This is a genomic window from Sporosarcina sp. P32b, assembly GCF_002743335.1.
Taxonomy (GTDB): Bacteria; Bacillota; Bacilli; order Bacillales_A; family Planococcaceae; genus Sporosarcina.
Genome location: NZ_PDZB01000001.1, coordinates 92,853 through 112,799, shown reverse-complemented (window position 1 = coordinate 112,799; position 19,947 = coordinate 92,853). Strand labels below are relative to the sequence as shown.

21 protein-coding genes and 1 other annotated feature are annotated in these 19,947 nt (G+C 40.8%); all 21 genes read right to left on the bottom strand.

The features are described from left to right. Positions 1-14: 14 nt before the first annotated feature. Positions 15-920 (bottom strand): RluA family pseudouridine synthase, encoded by a 906-nt coding sequence (locus tag CSV64_RS00545; RefSeq protein ID WP_099633115.1) that lies wholly within the window; start codon positions 918-920, stop codon positions 15-17. Next, positions 920-1,396, bottom strand: a complete 477-nt coding sequence (gene lspA / locus CSV64_RS00540; RefSeq protein ID WP_099633114.1) for a signal peptidase II — start codon at positions 1,394-1,396, stop codon at positions 920-922. Before lspA ends, CSV64_RS00545 begins: the two co-directional genes overlap by 1 nt. Positions 1,397-1,535: 139 nt before the next feature. Continuing rightward, positions 1,536-4,295 carry an isoleucine--tRNA ligase gene (gene ileS / locus CSV64_RS00535; protein WP_099633113.1) on the bottom strand — a complete coding sequence of 920 codons (2,760 nt, stop codon included), beginning with the start codon at positions 4,293-4,295 and terminating at the stop codon, positions 1,536-1,538. A gap of 104 nt (positions 4,296-4,399) precedes the next feature. Beyond that, positions 4,400-4,620 (bottom strand) — a binding site (T-box leader). A 42-nt stretch (positions 4,621-4,662) separates the two neighbouring features. Continuing rightward, entirely contained in the window at positions 4,663-5,229 is a 567-nt protein-coding gene (locus CSV64_RS00530; RefSeq protein ID WP_099633112.1) for a DivIVA domain-containing protein, read from the bottom strand. 99 nt (positions 5,230-5,328) lie between these two features. Continuing rightward, on the bottom strand, positions 5,329-6,105 hold the full coding sequence (locus tag CSV64_RS00525; RefSeq protein WP_099633111.1) for a YlmH family RNA-binding protein: 777 nt from the start codon (positions 6,103-6,105) through the stop codon (positions 5,329-5,331). Positions 6,106-6,174: 69 nt separating this feature from the next. Then, positions 6,175-6,465 carry a YggT family protein gene (locus CSV64_RS00520; protein ID WP_099633110.1) on the bottom strand — a complete coding sequence of 97 codons (291 nt, stop codon included), beginning with the start codon at positions 6,463-6,465 and terminating at the stop codon, positions 6,175-6,177. Positions 6,466-6,530: 65 nt separating this feature from the next. Then, positions 6,531-7,028: a cell division protein SepF gene (locus tag CSV64_RS00515; RefSeq protein ID WP_099633109.1), complete on the bottom strand. Its 498-nt coding sequence runs from the start codon at positions 7,026-7,028 to the stop codon at positions 6,531-6,533. Continuing rightward, on the bottom strand, positions 7,025-7,717 hold the full coding sequence (locus CSV64_RS00510) for a YggS family pyridoxal phosphate-dependent enzyme (RefSeq protein WP_233190377.1): 693 nt from the start codon (positions 7,715-7,717) through the stop codon (positions 7,025-7,027). Before CSV64_RS00510 ends, CSV64_RS00515 begins: the two co-directional genes overlap by 4 nt. Before the next feature lie 69 nt (positions 7,718-7,786). Continuing rightward, positions 7,787-8,029 (bottom strand): PRC-barrel domain-containing protein, encoded by a 243-nt coding sequence (locus CSV64_RS00505; RefSeq protein WP_158232988.1) that lies wholly within the window; start codon positions 8,027-8,029, stop codon positions 7,787-7,789. A gap of 509 nt (positions 8,030-8,538) precedes the next feature. Further along, positions 8,539-9,324 carry an RNA polymerase sporulation sigma factor SigG gene (gene sigG / locus CSV64_RS00500; protein WP_099633106.1) on the bottom strand — a complete coding sequence of 262 codons (786 nt, stop codon included), beginning with the start codon at positions 9,322-9,324 and terminating at the stop codon, positions 8,539-8,541. Positions 9,325-9,428: 104 nt separating this feature from the next. Continuing rightward, positions 9,429-10,139, bottom strand: coding sequence for an RNA polymerase sporulation sigma factor SigE (sigE, locus tag CSV64_RS00495; protein WP_099633105.1), 711 nt, complete (start codon positions 10,137-10,139; stop codon positions 9,429-9,431). Then, a complete protein-coding gene (locus CSV64_RS00490) occupies positions 10,133-10,981 on the bottom strand; it encodes a sigma-E processing peptidase SpoIIGA (protein WP_099633104.1) in 849 nt (282 codons plus the stop codon). Before CSV64_RS00490 ends, sigE begins: the two co-directional genes overlap by 7 nt. Positions 10,982-11,160: 179 nt before the next feature. After that, positions 11,161-12,330, bottom strand: coding sequence for a cell division protein FtsZ (gene ftsZ, locus CSV64_RS00485; protein WP_099633103.1), 1,170 nt, complete (start codon positions 12,328-12,330; stop codon positions 11,161-11,163). Positions 12,331-12,378: 48 nt separating this feature from the next. Further along, a complete protein-coding gene (gene ftsA / locus CSV64_RS00480; protein WP_099633102.1) occupies positions 12,379-13,665 on the bottom strand; it encodes a cell division protein FtsA in 1,287 nt (428 codons plus the stop codon). Between the two features lie 100 nt (positions 13,666-13,765). Next, positions 13,766-14,131: a small basic family protein gene (locus tag CSV64_RS00475; RefSeq protein ID WP_099633101.1), complete on the bottom strand. Its 366-nt coding sequence runs from the start codon at positions 14,129-14,131 to the stop codon at positions 13,766-13,768. A 7-nt stretch (positions 14,132-14,138) separates the two neighbouring features. Next, positions 14,139-14,855 carry a DUF881 domain-containing protein gene (locus tag CSV64_RS00470; protein ID WP_099633100.1) on the bottom strand — a complete coding sequence of 239 codons (717 nt, stop codon included), beginning with the start codon at positions 14,853-14,855 and terminating at the stop codon, positions 14,139-14,141. Between the two features lie 19 nt (positions 14,856-14,874). Next, positions 14,875-15,600 carry a DUF881 domain-containing protein gene (locus tag CSV64_RS00465; protein ID WP_233190376.1) on the bottom strand — a complete coding sequence of 242 codons (726 nt, stop codon included), beginning with the start codon at positions 15,598-15,600 and terminating at the stop codon, positions 14,875-14,877. After that, on the bottom strand, positions 15,575-16,435 hold the full coding sequence (locus CSV64_RS00460) for a cell division protein FtsQ/DivIB (RefSeq protein WP_158232987.1): 861 nt from the start codon (positions 16,433-16,435) through the stop codon (positions 15,575-15,577). Before CSV64_RS00460 ends, CSV64_RS00465 begins: the two co-directional genes overlap by 26 nt. 14 nt (positions 16,436-16,449) lie before the next feature. Continuing rightward, positions 16,450-17,538, bottom strand: a complete 1,089-nt coding sequence (gene ftsW / locus CSV64_RS00455) for a putative lipid II flippase FtsW (RefSeq protein ID WP_099633098.1) — start codon at positions 17,536-17,538, stop codon at positions 16,450-16,452. 57 nt (positions 17,539-17,595) lie between these two features. Next, positions 17,596-18,945, bottom strand: coding sequence for a UDP-N-acetylmuramoyl-L-alanine--D-glutamate ligase (gene murD / locus CSV64_RS00450; RefSeq protein ID WP_099633097.1), 1,350 nt, complete (start codon positions 18,943-18,945; stop codon positions 17,596-17,598). Continuing rightward, complete coding sequence (gene mraY, locus CSV64_RS00445; RefSeq protein ID WP_099633096.1) at positions 18,946-19,917, bottom strand: phospho-N-acetylmuramoyl-pentapeptide-transferase; 972 nt, start codon at positions 19,915-19,917, stop codon at positions 18,946-18,948. Positions 19,918-19,947: the final 30 nt, after the last annotated feature.

Genomic DNA, 19,947 nt, shown 5'->3' with positions numbered 1-19,947 from the left:
TTTGTCAACGCTTATTACGAACGTAATTCATTGAGTAATTGTTTATAATTTTCAGGTAACGGCGCAGTAAACTCCATATATTCACCTGTTGTCGGGTGATCAAAACCAACAGTACCCGCATGCAGTACTTGACCGCCAAAATCAATTGTTTTTCTCTGACCGTATTTCGGGTCTCCTACAAGAGGATAACCAATATATTTCATATGCACACGGATCTGGTGAGTTCTTCCTGTTTCCAGGCGGCATTCAACCAATGTATATGCGCCAAAACGTTCAAGAACCTTAAAGTGTGTAACTGCATTTTTCCCCTCGTCCACAACCGCCATTCGTTGACGATCACGTTTGTCACGCCCGATTGGTGCATCTATTGTACCGTTATCATGCGGAATATGTCCGTGAACTAGAGCAGTATATACACGATTAACTGATTTAGCGACGAGCTGATTAACTAATGAAACGTGCGCTTTATCATTTTTGGCTACCATCAATAACCCCGAAGTATCTTTATCAATCCGATGCACAATACCAGGACGTAAGACACCATTAATGCCTGACAAATCTGTTACTTGGTGCATCAATCCGTTCACTAAAGTTCCACTCACATGACCTGCTGATGGGTGAACAACCATTCCGACCGGTTTGTTGACAACTAATACGTCTTGATCTTCGTAAACGATTTCAAGATGTAAATTTTCAGCTTCTACATCATACTCTTCCACTTCTGGTAGCTCTACAATGACTTGATCATCTGTTTTCACTTTATAGTTCGGTTTAACTGAACTGTCATTTACCTTAATATGTTCATCTTTTACCCATTGCTGGATTTGCGTACGTGACCAGTCCGGTTGTAGAGTAGCCAATGCTTTGTCTATTCGATTACCTGTAAGTTCTTCTGTTATTTCATATTCAAATCTTCCCATTACGACACCTTTTTCTTTTTCTTTTTTTCATCAAGCACTACGTGTAACAAAATAAGTATGACAGCAATTGTCAGCGCGGCATCTGCCACATTAAATATCGGAAAATCATAATTTATAACAGGAATCAAGACGCTAATGAAATCTACTACTTCTCCTCTTACCAGTCGATCGATAAAGTTCCCTATCGCACCGCCTAGCAATAACATTAGACTCACACCTAGTAGTCGATCCTTTTTACCTTCTGTATGGAAGAAATAAATTATAGCCGCTACAACTACAATGGTCACAATAAAAAATAGCCACATCTTCCCTTCAAGCATTCCCCATGCAGCACCACGATTACGGTGAGATAGCAATGCAATATAAGGATCCAGAACAGAGATATGTTCACCCAACTCCATATTTTTCACAACTAGCCATTTCGTCAACTGATCCAAGCCAACGATCAGTGCAGCGATTGCATAATAAACGATCACTTCATTACCCTCCGTCCAGCTAATTTCTTCTTTAGTTTACCACAAAAACTCGTCTTCCATTACGTTTCTTAGTCCCGCTATGCAAAAAAAGCCATCATCATCCACGAATGAATGATGATGGCTGTAACATCAAAATTGCTTACGCATAGTTTTCTTTCACAACAGTCGCGCATCGTGTACATAGTGTCGAATGTTCTGCATCTTCTCCAACCGTTTGAGAGATTGTCCAGCATCGTTCACATTTTTCACCTTCAGCAGGTTCTACCAAGACCGTTGCATTTTCTAGTTTCAATGCATTCGGCAACTCTGCATCTGTACTCTCTTCAAAGTCCGAGACGATGAAGAATTGTGCGAAATCAATATCCTCTGCTTGCAAAATACCACGTTGAGCTTCAGGCAACACAACAGTAACTTTTGCCTCCAAAGATTTCCCGATTACTTTCGCGTTTCGTGCTTCTTCAAGAGCTTTCAAAACATCATCACGAATATCCATCAAGTTATCGAAGCGCTCACGAAGCTTGTCCGCTACTTCGCCTTTATGATCAGCTTCAGGCATATCCGTCAATTGGACACTATCTTCTTCAACGTACTGAATATATTTCCACATTTCGTCTGCTGTGTGTGGCAAGATTGGTGTGATGAGCTTGACTAGTGTAATCAAGGTATCATGCATCACCGACTGCATTGCACGACGATCTGGATGATTCTCAGCTTCGATATAGACTACATCTTTCGCAATGTCCAGGTAAAGCGAGCTGAGTACACCTGTACAGAAATTATTGATTGCGTGGTAGACAGTAGGGAACGCATACTGCTCGTATGCTGTAAGCACTTCCTCAGTCAAATCTTGCAACTTCACATAGACGTACTGATCAACTGCACGCATATCATCAAATGCTACACGATCTGTAGCTGGATTAAAGTCAGCTACGTTACCATGCAAGAAACGAATAGTATTACGAATCTTACGGTAGACTTCTGAAACTTGCTTAAAGTTCGAATCAGACACACGAACATCAGCTGTATAATCTACAGATGATACCCATAGACGCACGATGTCTGCGCCAAGTTGATTGATGACTTTTGAAGGGACGATTACATTCCCTAGAGATTTACTCATCTTACGGCCATTTTTGTCCAATGTGAAACCATGGCTCAAGATGCCTTTGTACGGTGCAATACCATTGATCGCTACGCTAGTCGTCAATGAAGAGTTAAACCAACCGCGATATTGATCCGAACCTTCAAGATATAAATCTGCCGGATAACGAAGGTTATCACGTTCATCAAGTACACCTTGATGTGTTGTTCCAGAGTCGAACCAGACATCCATAATGTCTGTTTCTTTCGTGAACTCGCCATTCGGACTTCCTTCGTGCGTGTAGCCTTCAGGTAATAGTTCTTTTGCAGAACGTTCGAACCAAACATTTGATCCATGTTCCCGGAATAAATCTGCTACATGACTGACCGTTTCATCTGTCAGAATTACTTCGCCATTTTCCGCATAGAATACCGGAATTGGAACACCCCATACACGCTGACGAGAAATACACCAGTCGCCACGGTCACGGACCATATTGAATAAACGCGTTTCACCCCAAGATGGCGTGAATGTAGTAGTACGAATTGCTTCGAGTAAATCACTTCTAAACGATTCAATAGAAGCGAACCATTGCGAAGTTGCACGGTAGATGACTGGCTTCTTCGTACGCCAATCGTGCGGATACGAGTGAGTGAAGAATGACAACTTTTGAAGCGCTCCGACTTCTTCCAGTTTTTCAGTCACTGCTTTATTCGCATCTTCATAGAACATACCTTCGAAAAACGGTGCTTCTTCCGTCATGACACCGCGGTCATCAATTGGAGATAATGCATCAATTCCGTATTGCTTACTCACGTAGAAGTCATCTTCACCGTGTCCTGGTGCTGTATGAACACAGCCTGTACCAGCATCTGCAGTAACATGCTCACCTAGCATAACTAATGAATCACGATCATAGAATGGATGTCTCGCAACGATGCGATCAAGCTCTACACCTTGAATTTCCTTTTCGATTGAGTACTCTTCCCATTCCAATTCTTTCGCCAAATACTCCACTAAGTCTTTTGCTACTATAAATTTCTCGTTTTGTACTTTTACTACTGCATACGTAAATTTAGGATGAACAGAAATTCCTAAGTTTGCAGGAATTGTCCAAGGCGTTGTTGTCCAGATCAGGAACTTCACATCATGATCCAGTACACCTTTTCCGTCTTGGATTGGGAAGCTTACATAAATAGATGCGGACTTTTTATCCTGATATTCGATTTCTGCTTCTGCTAACGCTGTCTCACTTGAAGGTGACCAATAAACAGGCTTTAATCCTTTATAGATATATCCTTTTTTAGCCATTTCACCAAATACTTGAATTTGACGGGATTCAAATTCAGGCTTCAACGTGATATATGGATTTTCCCAATCTCCGCGAACACCGAGACGCTTAAATTGTGTACGCTGATTGTCGATTTGTTGAAGTGCATACTCTTCACACATTTTACGGAATTCAGCTGTGCTCATTTTCTTGCGATCAACTTTTTTATTCACAAGTGCTTGCTCAATTGGCAAACCATGTGTATCCCACCCCGGTACATACGGAGCACGGAAGCCAGACATTGATTTATAACGAATGATAAAATCTTTTAATACTTTGTTAAGTGCGTGACCCATGTGTAAGTCACCGTTCGCATAGGGAGGTCCGTCATGCAATATGAAGGACGGACGATCTGCAGTACGTTCCTGCACTTGCTGATAGATATTCTTTTCATTCCACTCTTCCTGCATTTTCGGCTCATTATTTGGCAGGTTGCCACGCATAGGGAAATCAGTTTTCGGCATAAGCAATGTATCTTTATATTCCATTATAATTCCTCCTTAAAATATGGGTGATTCATTTTTTCTGTAGAAATGAAATCAACTAGTTCCAGGCACTCTTACGCTTGAGAAATCAGAAAAACCCCATCCCAAAAAGGGACGAGGTTCATTCTCGCGGTACCACCCTACTTGCAATTGCATAAAGCAATTGCCGCTTAGACACTAATAACGGCAGTGTGATACCGAGAACCAAGAGTTACATAAAGGTTCTAGCTCAGGAGTGATTTTCCTTTTTGATGTACCACCGGGCTTACACCGCCCCCGGCTCGCTATGGGCAATATCAGAAAGTACTCTTTCCGTCAACGCTTCTTCGTTTTGATTTACTTTTCATTATAAAAATGTGTTCGGAAGTTGTCAAGCTTCTTCCTTCTTCTTAACTAGTTCTTCGTCTAGACTGTCTACATTCGGAATATCTAACTCTTGCTCAGCTACACTTTCTACGCTAGATGTATCCAACTCATACTTCAATAGGTCGTCCCAATCTTCTGTATTGATCATATCAAGTTGTGCTTCTACCATCATCTTGAAACGACTTTTGAATACTTTTGACTGTTTCTTCAACACTTCCACTTCGAGTGCAATCTTTCTTGCCTGCGCAAGTGCGTCATTCACAAGACGATCTGCATTCTTTTCTGCTTCGGAAATGATTAACTTTGATTCTTGAATAGCATTTTTACGAACGTCTTCTGCAGCTTCTTGTGCAATTAGAATCGATTTTTGCATCGTTTCTTCTATTAAATTAAAGTGAGTAATCTTTACTTCATTGTCAGAAACCGTTTTTTCAAGATCTTCATTTTTCTTTAGTACATTTTCATAGTCTTTCATCAGTTGTTCTAGAAAACCATTCACTTCATCTTCATCATAGCCACGAAATTTCGTATTAAACGTTTTGTTATGTATATCCGTAGGGGTTAAAGCCATAATACGCTTTCTCCTTTCAGTATGCTTACATAGTTTACAATGTGATTGTGTTTACTACTTGATTAAACACTACTTTTCTTAATTTATCAAGGATTCAATTCAGACTAGCGCACCGATCATCACCCGAATTTTATCTTTCTTTGTACGGCCTTCGATACTCATGATTCTAAAGCGGCCATATCCTCTGATGGATAGAACATCATATTCTTCTACTTCAAATGCTTGTTGATCAATCATAGCCCAGTTCACTTTTACTTTCTCCGCCTTAATAAGTGACGAAGCTTTAGCTCTTGAACTGTTTGTTAATGCCGCTACAACTACATCCAAACGCAATGAACTCACAATATGAAGCTCTTCTGTCCACTCTTCTTTTACATTGATGAAGTCTTCTGTGTTCAGAACTGGCTCTACAGAAACTTTCACTTTGCCGACTTGAGTGAAATGGACATGGATGTATTCAGACACTTCCTGAGCAACCGCAAATTGTACTGCTTCTTCGGTTAGTTGAATATCACCAAACCGCGAACGCTCAATTCCAACAGACAGTAAAGATCCAAGAAGCTGGGAATGCTTCATTGTGACGAATTTTTGCGGATAGTTCACCTTATATATACTGATTTGAAAATCCTCTTTGGTCGGAGTGTAATAATCAGGATAGATTAACACACGCTGGCGTTCCGCATCGTGAAAACCACCTTCAGCCGTCAACGTAAGATCTGAATTCCTCACAATTGATTCTGTTATAAAGCGCTGACGTGGATCCATAAACTCTGTTAGCTTAGGTGCGTACGTATCTTCTACTTCTTTCACCCAACTATTTACTTTTTCAATAAACGGTTGTTCTTCTTTACGAAAATGTTGAAATATCGAATCCATTCTATTTCTTCTCCTTATATAAAAAAATCCCCACCTTGTGAGGATTTCCAATTTCAGTTAAGGTTATACTTAATTTACTAATGCTTGGAAAATCATTAAATAAATCTGACCAATCCCTCGGCTAATTAATTGTAATGATAGTAATGCGACAATCGGTGAAAAATCAATCATACCAAACGGCGGTATGAACTTACGGAAAAAACCTAAATATGGTTCTGCTACTTTTGCTATAAGCTGCCCAAATTTGGTTTCTCTAGTAGAAGGAACCCATGACATTAAAATATAAATGACCAACAGGATAGAATATAATTGTAGGGCTCCAGAGATCAATAAATAAGAATTATTTAATAATGCGATCATAATAACATGTACACCTCATTCAAATTGTTCGACTTTCATTGGTTGAAAGTTCTAAGTTGCGTAGCCTATCGTTCTTGTTGTTCTGATAGAAATTCCGTAATTTTACCGGCTACTTCTACGTTGTCGGGTGCACATAAAAATATATCTGCGCCAATTCGTTGAATGTCGCCACCAAGGGCATAAACTGTACCACTCAGGAAATCAATAATACGAAATCCTTGATCCCGTTCTATCTGCTGTAAGTTCACTACGACAGAACGGCGGTTTTTCAGATGTTCTGCAATATCCTCTACTTCTGCATATGAACGCGGCTCGAGTAGAATGACTTTTGATGATTTTTGTAGACTTTGCAGACTAATTACTGGCGCTTGTGTAGATGATGGTGGTTGCTGAGATGCTTGAGGACGACTATTGACAGCTCGTTTCTTACCACCTAACTTCTTCATCTCTTTACGAGCCATTGCTTGTTCACCTTTTGTTGGTTTATTTTGAGCTTTCGGTTGTTGAACTAAGTCTTCTTCCTGTACCCAAAACATTTTTTCTAGTCGTTTTTTGAGGCTCATTCAGTTTCCCCGCTTTCTGACCCGGCCAATGCAGTGCCGATACGTATATGCGTTGCACCTTCTTCTATCGCGATTGTAAAGTCATTAGACATACCCATGGACAGTTTGGTACACGGTGCATAAGACAATTCTTTAGCTGCGATTCTGTCTCGTAATTCACGTAAAGAACGGAATGTGTTGCGAACTACAGATTCATCATCGGTATTTTGCGCCATTGTCATGAGTCCAATTACATGAATATTTTCGTAAGTTGCCAATTGTTCAAAGAACATATCTACTTCATCCGGAGTGATCCCGGATTTAGATTCTTCGCCTGAAACATTGACTTGTACAAAACAATCTAGCGGCTTACTTGCCCGCTTATTCACTTCTTTCGCAAGACTTAACCGGTCCAAAGAATGAAGGCAGTCAATCGTATTGACTAATTCTTTAACTTTGCGCGTCTGTAAGTTACCGATGAAGTGCCACTTTACCCGATCTTCAATCGCTTCTTGTTTTTCGAGCAATCCTTCGAGACGATTTTCTCCTAAGTCCGTAATCCCAATATCTAGTAGGGACTGCGCTCTAGCGGGAGACACTTGCTTCGTGACAGCTATTAACGTAATGTCATTCGAGCTACGATTTGACGTTTCACATGCTTCGTTTATTTGTTTTTGTATAGTTGCTAGTCGTTGTTCTACTTGTTCCATATTATCACTACTTTTCATCATCTTTATTTCATTGTATCAATTAGGGCATTATATATCAACGATAAGTCATTAGTTGAGACGTTTATTCTCAATCAAGATAATATCTTTTCCAATCGTCATGACGTCTTTGTAATTGATTTTTTGAACACCCTTTGACTTGCTGTCTGAGAAAAAGGAGCGTTCAAGTTCGCCTATATGAAGTTGCGCAATCTCACCTTTTTCGATGTCAATTGTGGCATCTTGAACAAAACCAAGGAAAGAACCTTTTTTCAGTTCAATGACTTCTTTTTTCTGCAAGCTGGAAAAACGCATAGTTTCCCCTCCTTCTTTCATACTATGCATAGTGAGTTTTAATGAGAACGTCGGAAAACTGACTTCAAAGTGAAATATTGCGCTGGTCCTCCAGGAGTCGCCACCTCTTACACTTACATCGTCACGTTAGACTGTAAGTAGTTCCAGACTTCATTTTAAATAGTGGCACTTTTTAACTTTTCTATGTATAAGTTCATGTACGGTATAGAGCAAAAGCTTAATGAGCGGTTACGAAAGCAGTTTGATCACTTATTGGCTATTTAGAGCGTTCACCGACTAAGTATGATCGCTTATGGTGATTAATGAGCGCTTATACAGTTATTATGATCACTTAGGCGAATTAATGAGCGCTTGCCGTGATAGTTATAGGGTTTGGGATACTATAATGCTGCCAATGATCACACACGTGGATTATCGTTTTAGGCGCACATTCGCATTGCTAACAATACAAAAACTGCCCTCCCCACTCTCAAGTGGCAAGGACAGTCTCTGTATATCAATCGCAATCACTATTTCTTCTGCTCAATCCCAAGCCGAATCTGTTCCATCGCATGCTTCTCAATTCTCGAGATTTGCGCTTGTGAGATCCCGAGCTCCTTGGCGATTTCGGTTTGCGTCTGACCGAGGTAAAATCGTTTGGAGACGATTAGCTGTTGACGTTCGTCCAGCTCGCCCATCTTATCTTTAATGGACACGTAGTTCATCCAGCGGTCTTCAGATACTCTCTGATCATGTAGCTGATCCATCATATAAATCGGATCGCCGCCATCGCTATTCATTGGCTCGTGCAACGACATAGGGTCTTGTATAGCATCTAAGGCGAAGAGTATATCTTCTTCCGGTATGCCTGTAATCTTCTCGAGATCTGAAATTCTTGGTTCGTGTTGATGTTCGTTGACATATTGTTCTTTTGCCCTGATGGCTTTATACGCGATATCACGTAATGATCTGGATACACGAACAGCATGGTGATCACGAAGATGTCGCTTGATTTCTCCAATGATCATCGGCACAGCGTAGGTGGAAAACCGGACATTATGTTTTAAATCGAAATTGTCTATGGCTTTCAACAACCCAATACAACCAACCTGGAATAAATCATCAGCCTGCTCTCCACGATAGTTAAAGCGCTGAACAAGACTAAGTACGAGACGCAAATTCGCAAATACCAATTCATCTCTGGCAAATTCGTCACCGCTTTGCAAACGGATGAATGTCTCTTTCATCACATCTGCAGTTAATAAAGGCAGCTCGGACGTATTGATCCCACAAATCTCTACTCTTGTACGTACCATTGGCTCTTCCTCCGCATTCTATAGGTGAGTGTACAGAGTAGTGTGTCCTCAACTCTTTAGAATATGCGAATTCACGAATCGCCAATTTCTGCCGATAAGTCCAGTTATGAAATGGGCTGATTTAGTCGATCTCGTAGCTCAGAAATTATTTTCTTTTCCAGTCTAGATATATAAGATTGCGATATACCAAGAAGATCCGCCACTTCTTTTTGCGTCATTTCATTCGTTCCCATCAATCCGAATCGCTGTTCCATAATATAACGTTCTCTTTCATCTAAAATGGAAATAGCATCAATCATATATTGACGCTCCAGCTTTTTCTCTACGTCGTCTGTGATGATATCTTCATCTGTACCTAAGATATCTGATAGAAGTAACTCATTTCCATCCGCATCTGAATTCAACGGCTCATCAAATGAAATTTCTGAACGAATTCGATTTGTTTTACGCAAATGCATTAAAATTTCATTTTCAATACAACGGGAAGCGTACGTTGCAAGCTTAATGTTTTTATCCGCTTTAAAAGTTTCGATTGCTTTGATTAGTCCAATCGTTCCTATACTAATAAGATCTTCAATGTTCGTGTTCGTATTATCGAAACGTCTTGCGATATAGACAACGAGACGTAAGTTCTTTTCGATCAATGTGTCACGTGCAGCTGGGTCACCTTTCATTAATGCTGCAATCATTTTTGCTTCCTGCTCTTTATCGAGAGGCTTAGGAAGGGATTCATGTCCACCAATATAAAATATGCCGCCTTTTCGTCTGAAGAATCCCGCAATATAAGACACCCATTTTTTCACTTCTATCAACATATAGCCGTTCTCCCTTCTTCTTTTAGTACATCCATCGCACTCATTTGTAAAATAGCTGCTGCACCTTGAGGGTATTGACGCTGTTCTCTAGTCAAGACAATATATCCTACAGGCATTAACTCACCTTCGAGCAACCACCTATCGTACTTGATTCCGACAGCCCACGAAGCTCCTTGAACAGTCTGCAATCGTATTAACCGAAGACTTCTTTGGTAAGTGGTAGGAAAACTAGCCAAGTCTGGCGATTTTTCAGGATTCCATGACTCTAGTGCTGAAGCGAAGTCGACGGGTAGCTGTTCTTTTACTGCCTGATAGCCAATAAAATGTACAGGATCTCCTGATAATGGTTCTACGCAATGATTACCCGTATCGATGAATACCTTAAGCGGAATTACTTCCCCCCATAAATTCAATTCTGAATCGAGCGTGAAACTCATTAACTTATTCATCATGCGTGTATCAATCCATTTATGCTTCACGATGTATAACGAAAGATAGGTTAGACCAATTGCTACGAATAAAAAGCTCTGATTTACGCTGATACTAATCTGTGCGTAGATCAAGGTCAACATTCCTCCTGCGAAGAAAGCCGCGATCAGTACTGCGAGGATCGAACTTTTCCAACTACCAAACGTTTGTCCAAATGCAATATACGTCATTCCTAAGAAAGTGAAGATCATCGCTAGCACAGAATACGGGAACAACGTAATAAAGAAGGCTCCGAGAAATGCTGCGCTCCATAACCTCCTCCTGCTCGTTTGATGATTTCCAACTTTATTAGTGAATGATAGGATGGCGTAGTTAAAGAGCATATTGATCCCTATCATCAGTTCTCCATACATATGCCGGCCTCCTTACAAACAGATTATCATGGCTTTAATGAAAAACCTGTCGGGCTTTGGATGGTTTACGATAAAATCTTCGACATATTTTTAAGCACATAGCGTAATCACTCTTAAACAAACATAAAAAAGCTTCCCGCATGAGAAGTTCATCTCCTGCGGGAAGCTTGTTCTATTTATTATTTACGACGCGTACGATTACGTAAGAACGTTGGGATATCCAGTTGTTCTTCGTGCTGATGCTGATTAACCTGTGGCTGTCTAGGCTCAGATTGTTGCTCGTAACGTGGTTGCTCTTCATATCTGCTTTGTGTTGGCGGTTGCTGTTGTACAGGTCGTTGTGGGCGAATGCCACCCGTTACACCAGCACCTCTTTGTCTTGAAGGAGCTAACTGTTCTTCGTTAAATCCTGTCGCGATAACTGTTACGATGATTTCATCTTTCAAGTCGTCGTTGATCACAGAACCGAAGATCATATTGACGTTTTCGTCTGATGCAGTAGCAACAATATCAGCTGCTTCCTGGACTTCAAACAAGCTCAAGTTCGAGCCGCCTGTAATATTCATTAAGACACCTTTGGCTCCATCGATGGATGTTTCAAGCAACGGACTAGAAATAGCTTTTTTCGCTGCTTCCGCTGCACGATTTTCACCAGTAGACATACCGATTCCCATCAATGCAGAACCTTTGTTATACATGATTGTTTTCACGTCAGCAAAGTCAAGGTTGATCAATCCAGGTACTGCGATCAAATCAGAGATACCTTGTACACCTTGACGCAATACATTGTCAGCTTCTCTAAACGCTTCAAGCATTGGAGTGTTCTTATCAACAATCTCAAGCAATTTATCGTTTGGAATAACAATTAGCGTATCGATTGCTTCTTTCATGCTTGCGATACCGCCAGCTGCGGAAGTAGATCTCTTTCTTCCTTCGAAAGTGAACGGACGTGTAACCACGCCTACAGTCAACGCGCCAATATCTTTAGCGATTTGAGCAATAACCGGGGCTGCACCCGTACCCGTTCCGCCGCCCATACCAGCTGTAACGAAGACCATATCAGCGCCACGTAGAGCTTCTTCAATCTGCTCTTTACTTTCTTCAGCTGCTTTTTTTCCTACTTCAGGGTTAGCACCTGCGCCTAGTCCTCTAGTAAGCTTCTCACCGATTTGTAGTTTAATTTCAGCCGATGATAATTGCAATGCTTGAGCATCCGTGTTTACCGCGATAAACTCTACGCCCTGCACTCCATGTTCAATCATACGGTTGACCGCATTGTTTCCGCCGCCGCCTACTCCAATAACTTTAATTACCGCTAATGCATCTATGTTCGTCTCAAATTCAAGCATTGATTTTCCTCCTCTAAATTATCTGCAATTTCCCACCTAACACAATGTTTACTCAAAGAAATTGTCGAATACTTTTTTAGCGCGTTTCATGAATCCTTGACTTTTTTCCTTTTTCGGTTTGACTGGCCTAGCTAAAGGTTCCGCAACTTCATAAATGGAGTCTGATGATTGAGGTGAACCAACTGGCTCTTCTTCATAACCAAAGAACACATCTTCCATATACGCATAGCGAATCAAGCCAACCGCAGTAGAATACATCGGCTCACGGACACCAATATATTCTGGTGTGTATAATCTAGCTCTTGTTTTAAAGACATCACGAGCCAACTGCAATATTCCGTCCAGCTTAGCTGTACCACCTGTGATCACGATACCGCCAGGCAAGTCACGGATACCTGTTGCATACAAATCTTCGAGAATCAATTCAAACAATTCTTCAAGACGTGAACCGATCACATCAGAGATATAACGCTGACTGTATTGATCTTTTGCATCTGAACCTACTACTGGTACTTCAAATAATTCTTCATCCGAAGCGTCATCATAATAAGCGTGTCCATACTGATGCTTAATCATTCTAGCTTGTTCTGTAGGTGTTTTTAAGACGATTGATAAGTCTTTTGTAATATGATCTCCGCCAACTGGTAATACAGACGTACTGATCAAACGATTTTCAGCAAATACCGAAACCGTAGTTGACCCTCCGCCAATATCGATAAAGGCACTTCCATGATACATTTCATCTTCAGATAATGCGAATGTACCTGCCGCCAACGGTTGCAAATAAATTTCACGAATTTGTAAACCGGCTTTTTCTACACAGCGTAAAATGTTATGTAGTTGAGTTTTGGACGTCGTAATTAACGTTGCGTCCATTTCCAATCTTACTCCCATCATACCACGGGGATCTGTGATTTCATCATAATCATCGACAATAAATTGCTTTGGCACTAAATTGACGAATTCTCTTTCAGGTGGAACATTCATTACTTGTGATGATTTCATAACTCTTTCTAGATCATCATCTGTAATTTCACGATTTTCAGAGTTCACTGCCACAACGCCTTTGACGTTTTGGAACTGGACACCATTTGCAGGTATGCCAAGAACTACTTCCTCAATTTTTAAGCCTGTCATTCTTTCAGCCTGTTCAATCGCTTTACGGATTGACTGGACAGTGGCATCAATATCAATAATTGTTCCTTTGCGAATTCCAGCAGATTGTACATTTCCTACACCGATTACATGCAGGGCATTTTGATCCATCTCCCCAATTAAGACTTTAATTGTGGATGATCCTATATCAAGTGATACGTAATGATTTGATTTACTCAATTATTGACACCTCCTTAATGTAACTAGTAACTTCCATTCTATTGTATTATGACTGCTTTGTCTAAATATTTTCAACACCCTCTTCTAAAAACATTTAATATTACACATTTGTGTCGGGATTTTTGTTTCTACCCGTCCATTTCGCAAGCAGAATTCTTCTGATGACCGCGATATTCTGGAATAATCGTACGCCAAATGCGAAAACTGCTGCCAAGTATAAATCTACACCTAAGTGTACACCAATAAAAGCAAGTGCTGCTGCTAATAGTATGTTGAAGAAAAATCCGCTGACGAATATTCGGTCGTCATACACTTGCTGAAGATAGGCTCTGATTCCACCAAATAGTGTATCAAATGCAGCGAGAATCGCAATAGTTAAATAATTATTATATACTTGCGGAATCTGTATATCCGAGAGCAAACCTAGAGAAACGCCAAGGAGGAGCCCAAGTAAGGGTAGCCACATTTTGTCATCACTCCTTTGTTTGTTCTTTTAAAAATCGATTTTCAAAACCGCCCGTCCAGCCTTGTAACGTAACGCGGTCCGTTGGTTCACTAATTGTCAAAATTAAGTCGTCCAAATAAAACTCATCTTGTATGGTAGTGGTCAGTAATTGATTGTACAATTTTTCACTTGCTTCCTTCGTAGGTGAGACGACTTTAATATCGAACGGTGGTGTAGAAACCACTTCCCCACTGACTGTCAGATTACCATTGATTTCCCGGATCCAACTCAAAGTAGTAAAGCGCTTGCCATCAATCTCCAACTCATTACCTTGTTGTTGATTCACCACATTAATAAACCAAGCCAGCAGTTCAGATGATACTGGCTCTATTTCATAACCGAACGCAATACTTTCTGGGGATGGCGCAACCTCTATTACAAATCCTGGACCAGTGGTCGGCATGAATCCCGCTTGTTTATACAATTTATCCAACGTGTCTTGCAATACACTTGCTGCATTGGCTTCAGGTGATGCATTATAAGCTGCAAGCGTCTGATCAATTCCCCTGATCTCATCCAAGAGTTCAGAGTGAATTTTCTTTTCACTTGATAATTCTTTACGAATCGCCCATAAATCCCGTGTGTCCCGTGGAGATGTAGTATTCATTGAATTATATTGTAAAGCCAATACAAATCCCACTATACCGAGAATCAACGTGAACTTCCAGTGTGTTTTTTGCTTCACTCTACCCCCCCACAATCCATCATACTTCGTCACGAATCGCAGGCAGTTGAACTTCCTTCATTTCTTCTAGTGTGACGACGATATTATCTCGCAACAAGCCATCTATGACACTGCCCTTTAAATGTAGCGCCGGAGAAAGCACTTTCGGATCCCCTACTGCTTCTATAATAAAAGGTGCTGGAAACGTTCTACCATCAACCATAATAACAGGGCCTGTACATTTTATGTACGAATTCGAATTAATCCGTTGCCCGTTGATCGTCATTCCTTGCGCACCTGCGATTTTCAATTCATTGATTACACGTAAGACGTGACTTTCATGGACGATATAATCATTCGGGTTTTGTACTGAAGGATCATAATCCGCATCTTCGAGTGTCACTTTGACCCCCGCACCTTTTGACGGAATATCTCCAAGCAATAATCGTAAATCTCGTGCTTTTTCTACAAGAACCGCATGATTCTTTTCTTTATCGGAGAAGTCTTGTTCATACGAATGCACTTGTTGTTGTTTCTCGAGTAACTCATTTGTCAATTCCTTGTTTCTTTCTTGCTGATCGATTAAATCCGCGCGATACTGTTCCTCTTGCTGAAATAAATTGGTTTGCTCTGAATCCAGCACTTGTTGCTTACTGCCAATAGTTCGATAGGAAAATGCAAGCATGAAGCCCAATACTAGAAATACGATGGAAAACACTAGTTGCTTGCCGCGCTTCTCTCTAGTTTTCTTCAGTTTCTTGCTCACTTTTTTCCTCCTTATTTATTTCTACTTCGACCGGTTTGCCCTTTGTTACGTTTGACCCTTCAGTAGGCTGTGGAAGCTCCACATCTATCGGTACTGGTTCTTTGTAGAAATCTGTATATGTTTTAAAGTACACGCCAATTTCGATGTCTAGCACGCCTTTTTCTTCTTTAGGCAATTGAGCAATGATATCTGGATAGTAGGACATTTTATCAGCAAAACCTAAAATCACTGCATGTACTTCATATCCATCACTCATAAATACGTCAATTTTATCTTCTTCTTGATAACGAAGCTCTGAGAGGAGTTCAAAAACTGTACTATCCATCTCTTGTAATTGATTGATCATTCGTTCCGTCACTTCAGGATCGGTAAAACCAGTTAGGATGGGTGCATGTGAAAGGATATCAGGATCAGTCGTTGCTAAGCGATCACCATTTTCCAACAATAGATCATATTGTGTTTGATTCTCTATATAAGCGACTGGTTCCCATTCCGTTACGTGAATGGAAACGTCATTGTAAAAATCACGTTTCACTTTAGCATCTTTCACACCAGGAATCCCCTTGATATTTTTTTCAATATCTTTAGCACGGAATCCCCACAGTGATTGTCCCTTATACAATCCACTCTGATCTTTATACTCCTCACTTTCGTGTAAAACAGTCTCATTAATAGATATTTTTGAAACATCACTTAATGAAGATTGAAAATACAACAAGGCAAGAAGAACAAGGACGAATATCACGACGAGCAGAAGAAAGCTGATGTTGGCCTTTCTTCTGCGTTTTTTACGCATGGATGGAATCCGATCTTCAATATCTATTACTTTTTCCACATCCTGTTCTCCCTTCATCCTGCCCTTTTATTCGCAGAGTAGTGTAGAATCGTTCCAACAGCTAGCCACGTGGTCAACAGCGAGGACCCTCCGTAACTAATGAAAGGCAACGTCACTCCTGTCACAGGAAGCAAACCTGAGACGACTCCCATATTTAAAAATGTTTGGAAAGTAATCATGGACACCATACCGGTGACAATTAAAAACGAATTCCAGTTGTTCAGTCGAATCGCTATACCGAATGCAGAAGCGAATAACAAGATAAACAGCAACACGATAGATGCCGCTCCGATAAAGCCGATCTCTTCTGCGATGATGGAAAAGATAAAATCATTTTGAGGTTCAGGCAAGTACAAAAACTTTTGACGACTATTCCCGAAGCCATGACCAAATAATCCACCAGGGGCAATTGCAAATAACGATTGAATACTTTGAAACCCTGTACCGAGAGGATCATTCCACGGATCAATGTAGGACTTAATTCGATCCAAACGATACGGTGCAGCTAGAATGAGTGCGATAAAAGCACCGAGTCCTGAGACGAAAAGAAAGATAAAGAATGACAATGGATAGCCCGCTAAGAAAAGAATGACAAAAGCAGATACTATCATGATGACGGCAGAGCCAAGGTCAGGTTGCAACATGATCAAAGTTGCCGGTAATAATATCCAAGCGAAATGCTGCCATTGCCAAGACTTGTCTTTATGTTTCTTCATACCGCTTGCTAATTTTCCAAGCAACGCTACCTTTACGAATTCCGCTGGTTGCAAACTGATTGGACCGAACGCAATCCAGCTTTGAGATCCGTTTCGCACCGCTCCAATACCTGGGATTAATACCGCTACCAACATGAGGATCGAAGCTATATAACAATAGGTCCAGAATTTAGGATGTGATGTTAACGGACTTTTGACCAGCACATACGCAACAGCCAAAGAAATAATCATATAAATGCCTTGCTTGACGATAAATGGAGAAGAATCTTGATAATGCACTTCTCCCCAATAAGATCCTGCCGATTGCACAAACACTAATCCAATCAGCGACAATAGTAAGGCGGTTGTTAAAAAGATTATTCGGTAGGTTCTCTCCAGCGTTCGCATCCTTCCTCAAATTAATCAGTCAGTTCTTCATTTTACTCTCCAACTATTACAAAGAATTTACAACTTCATTACTGCATCAATAAATTCGTCGCCCCGAATTTCAAAACTTTTGTATTGATCCCAACTTGCACAGCTCGGCGATAATAAAATCACATCATCTTCACAGCTACACGCATACGCCTTCTGCACAGCTTCCTGCATAGTAGATGCCTGGGCCGTCTCTGTCACACCACAGGATATTGCAAACTTTGCAAAACGCTCTGCTGTCTCCCCTATCGTCACGACAGCACGGACATTTTTCATATAAGGCCGTAATTCTTCAAACGAATGACCTCTGTCCAGTCCGCCTGCAATCAAGACGATTGGCATCTTAAATGAGGAAAGTGCACTTTTCGTCGCCAATGTATTAGTCGCTTTTGAGTCATTGTATATTGTACGGCTCTTCGCTTCACGGACAAATTGCATGCGATGGCGAACACCAGTGAAAGAACTCAATACATTTTCTATCGCTGTTTTTTCACACCCTGACAAGATGGCTGCCGCTGTTGCGGATAAGATATTCTCTAAATTGTGACGGCCCGGTAATTTAATATGCTTAATTTCTATGAAAGGTTCCCCTAACCAATAAATCCATTCTTCATCTGCTGAAATACCCTCTCTAGTTTTTCCGAGTACTGAGAAAGGAACTTTTTGAGATTCGAATGATTCTATTGCTTCTTTAATGAGCTTTTGATCCGCATTAAAAATCAGGTATTCTTCCGAAGTTTGATTGCGAGCCACTTGCAACTTCGCATCCAAGTATTCTTTCATCGATCCATGATAATCTAAATGCGCTTCATATAAATTCGTAAAAATTGCAATGCGCGGAGCAAAGCTTTCCGTTCCAGCTAATTGGAACGAAGAGGCTTCAAGTACAATTACTTCATTCGCATGCGCTTTTTCTGCCACTGTACAAGATACAGTGCCAATATTGCCAGCTATCAACGGTTTTTTCTTTGCCATATTGAGCATGTGATAAAGCAATGTAGTGGTTGTCGTCTTACCGTTTGAACCCGTAATGGCTATAATCGGTGCTTCACTGAGAATACCTGCCAGTTCCACTTCGGTCCAAATCGGGATTTTTCGTTCCACAGCACTAGCTATTAATGTATTACTATAAGGGATCCCTGGATTTTTCACGATGAAGTCAAAATTTCGTTCTAGTAAATCACTTGGATGCCCTCCACCAATGACTTCAATTCCTTGAGTTTGAAGCTCTATTACCTCTTCATTTCCTTCTAGCGGCTTAGAGTCGTTGACTACCACTTCCGCACCTAGACGTTGAAGTAAACCTGCTGCTGCCACTCCACTTTTCGCTAGACCGACTACAAGTACTTTTTTCCCTATGAATTGTTCTGTATTCTTCATCTACATGACCTCCAAGAAGACCGGTACAAGGGCAGCAAGCAATGCCACACCCCAGAACACAATCACTACTTTCCATTCAGACCAGCCTGATAATTCAAAGTGATGATGAATGGGACTCATTTTAAAGACACGTTTTCCAGTCAATTTAAAGCTGATAACTTGAATGATGACAGAAAGCGTTTCGACTACGAATACAATTCCGATGATCAACAACAGTAATTCCTGTTTAATCAATACTGAAATCATAGCGAGCGCACCGCCTAATGCCAATGAACCTGTGTCTCCCATAAATACTTTCGCAGGTTTAATATTAAATAACAAAAACCCAAGCATTGCGCCCGCTACAACGAATGCGAATAACGCGATATCGTTTTGCTCATACGCTAAAGCAAATACTCCGAATGCAGAGAATGCGATAGTCGATGTACCTCCAACGAGACCATCCAATCCATCCGTTAAGTTGACTGCATTTGAAAAACCTACAAGCCAAAAGACCAAAAATGCCACATAAAACACACCTAGATCTATTCCAAATTCCGTGAAAGGAATCATTACCGTCGTTTCGAATGGTCCGAGTTTCAGTAAGAAAAAGGCAACGATCGCAATGATGATCTGTCCGATTAATTTCTGAAGTGATGTCAATCCTAAGTTGCGTTTCGCGACGATGATAATAAAGTCATCTAGGAAGCCGATGATTCCGAAACCGATCAGCACGATCAATAACACAATCGTATGAGTAGTTAATGTGTCGTTTATGTAAGATAAAGTGAGTGTTGAAATTAATATGGAAAGAAGGAAGATGAGCCCGCCCATCGTGGGAGTGCCTGCTTTCTTCAAATGCGCTTGCGGACCCTCTTCCCGTATGCTTTGACCAAATTTCAACCTTCTAAGTAATGGGATGATGATCACCCCGATAATCGCTGATACGAAAAATGAAACAGCGATTATCGTTACTGTAGTGCCGAGTGTCATGTTAAGTTCTCCTTCTACTATCAATTGCGT